The 2,430-nt window shown below is 38.2% G+C and carries 3 protein-coding genes; 1 reads left to right on the plus strand and 2 read right to left on the minus strand.

Translation table 11 applies throughout. The annotated features are described in order from the left end of the window. Positions 1-50: 50 nt before the first annotated feature. Positions 51-446, minus strand: a complete 396-nt coding sequence (locus tag LG34_RS13545; RefSeq protein WP_109216541.1) for a pyridoxamine 5'-phosphate oxidase family protein — start codon at positions 444-446, stop codon at positions 51-53. A gap of 225 nt (positions 447-671) precedes the next feature. Between LG34_RS13545 and LG34_RS16820 the strand changes: the two genes are divergently transcribed. Beyond that, positions 672-1,535 (plus strand): cell envelope integrity protein TolA, encoded by an 864-nt coding sequence (locus LG34_RS16820; RefSeq protein ID WP_109216542.1) that lies wholly within the window; start codon positions 672-674, stop codon positions 1,533-1,535. Between the two features lie 52 nt (positions 1,536-1,587). Here the strand turns inward: LG34_RS16820 and LG34_RS13555 are convergent, their stop codons facing one another. Beyond that, positions 1,588-2,034, minus strand: a complete 447-nt coding sequence (locus tag LG34_RS13555) for an Rrf2 family transcriptional regulator (RefSeq protein WP_109216543.1) — start codon at positions 2,032-2,034, stop codon at positions 1,588-1,590. Positions 2,035-2,430 lie beyond the last annotated feature (396 nt).

Here is a 2,430-nt window from a genome sequence, read left to right on the forward strand (position 1 = left end):
TTTCTCACCACCTATAGAGGTGGGAGTCATCTCCCATCTGATATAAATTCTTAAAATTCATATGGTGCATTTCCTGAGAAGTCAGCGATCAGTCCGTGTGCGTTCTCCAGATAGAATACTTCAAAAATTGGATTGTCTGCTGTCTGATACTGTCCTTTTACGATTGGATTTGCCATACATCCTTCTTTTACTTCCATGTTGTTTTCAAATACTGCTTTACCATGTAAACGAATCCATGCATACTCCGGAGAAGAAACAGAAATCTCAATTTCCGGATTTTCCTGCATGTCTTTGTATACGTCTTTTGTGTTGTTTGTGCAGAACCATAATTTTCCATCTTTTTCAAAACAGAACATGAATGGACGGCATTTTGCTTTTCCATCGCGACCTACTGTTGCAAGATACTGTACCGGGTTTGCCTGTAAAAATTCTACTACTTTGTTCATGATGATATCCTCCTGATTTTTGATTTAATTTTTTATTGTTTTTTCGTTATAATCTTATTGGTTACATCTGATATTTGCATATTATCATGGTTATGTTGTAATGTCAATAGTTACATCTTCATTTTTTATACATTTGTAAAAGAATACAATTCCTGTTGATATATTGAAATTATTTTTCTCTTTATTATAATAATAGGTAGATCACATACAAAGGAGAGTCACACTATGAGTTATGCATTAGCCCTTATTGGGTTCTTGGGTTTCTTTATCACAAACATCTACATGATTATACAAGCAGTAAAAAAGAAGTTTCGAAAAAAATTACTGCTTCCACCACTTATATGTTTCATCTTGTTTATTATCGGCGCAAGCCTGATGCCTTCTTCTACAAAAGTAGCCATAAAGACGATTCAAATATCGCTTGAAAATCAGGAGACAGAATATGATATCAACCAGACAATTCCTGTATCAATTTCTGTTGAACCATCGGATGCCGATATTTCAGATTTGACCTACATTTCATCTGCTGGTAAATCAGATACCTTTACATTTACGGATAACAAAATCGAAACAGGAACAGCCGAAGGCTCTTATGAAATATACGTCAAATGCGGCGATATCGAAAGTAATAAATTATCAATTACCGTTGTAGATGTCGCAGCCAGAAAAGCTGCGCAGGAACAGGCAGAATTAGAAACTCAAAAACAGGCGGAACTGGAAGCTCAGGAAGAAGCCCAAAAGCAGGCGGAACTGGAAGCCCAACAAAAAGCTCAGGAAGAAGCCCAAAAACAGGCGGAATTGGAAGCTCAGCAAAAAGCCCAGGAGGAAGCTCAAAAGCAGGCAGAACTGGAAGCTCAGCAGCAAGCTCAGGAAGAAGCTGCAGCTGCTCAGACACAACAAAATACTACCACTTATTCTTCCGACACTTCTGATTCACAGCAAAACACCGGTGGAACGGTATACTGGACTCCAAATGGAGAAGTTTATCACTCCACCAAGGACTGTCCTAGTCTTGGACGCTCCAAAACTATACTCAGCGGTTCCATCTCTGAAAGTGGAAAATCAAGACCATGTAAAAATTGTTATTAATACAAAAAAGCGGGATCTCACAACTGTGAAATCCCGTTTTTTACTTATCATTTTATTTATTATTTTCCTGCTCCAGATATTTTTTCAAATCTTCCCTGACATCTTCCAGCGTAATAGACTGCAATTCCCGCTCCATCGCTTTCTGCACCCGATCCAGTTTTTCATCCAATACATGATGAATATTTCTTCCAACCGGACAGGCAGTATTCGGATTTTCATGAAAATGAAAGAGTTGATTTTCTTCTACACACTCCACTGCACGATAAATATCCAGAAATGTAATCTCTGACAACGGCTTCGCAATCGTGGTTCCACCAGTTCCCCTCGCCACCTCAATGAGTCCTGCCGCCTTGAGCTGACCTAATATTTTCCGAATAATGACAGGATTCACATTTGTACTTCCTGCAATAAAATCACTAGTTACTTTATAATCATCTTTGAATGTATCCACACAGGCAAAAATATGAATCGCCAGCGTAAATCTGCTTGAAATCTGCATTTTTCTACCAACCTTATCTACTTTTACTAATCGTTTTCTATACTTTATCGAAAAAAAACTACTTCCTATTTCTGCACTTCATTCAGTAGCATATCTTTTGCATCGTCTTATCGAATAGTTATAATATAGTAAAAAAGTCAACTTTTTGCAACCATATTTCTTTGTGAAATCATCTGGCACATTCTTATTTTCTACATCCCAAAAATCTATTCTATCATCAATTTCATGATTTTTTCTTCGGTGTAGCCTTTTCTCTCACCCAGAAAATACTCAATGCCAGCACCAGCACTTCTACCACCGGCATCACCCACCACAGACTTTCCGGTGCAAACCAAATTGGAAATCCCAGATTCAAGTCGAACGCACGTGAGACTTGGTGCGTGATTCTGGTCAGCG

Origin of the sequence: Eubacterium ramulus (genome assembly GCF_003122485.1) — a bacterium.
Taxonomy (GTDB): Bacteria; Bacillota; Clostridia; order Lachnospirales; family Lachnospiraceae; genus Eubacterium_I; species Eubacterium_I ramulus_A.

Coding starts and splice junctions, on each gene's coding strand:
- LG34_RS16820 (WP_109216542.1), top strand. CDS start 672: ATGAGTTATGCATTAGCCCTTATTGGGTTCTTGGGTTTCTTTATCACA.
- LG34_RS13555 (WP_109216543.1), bottom strand. CDS start 2,034: ATGCAGATTTCAAGCAGATTTACGCTGGCGATTCATATTTTTGCCTGT.
- LG34_RS13545 (WP_109216541.1), bottom strand. CDS start 446: ATGAACAAAGTAGTAGAATTTTTACAGGCAAACCCGGTACAGTATCTT.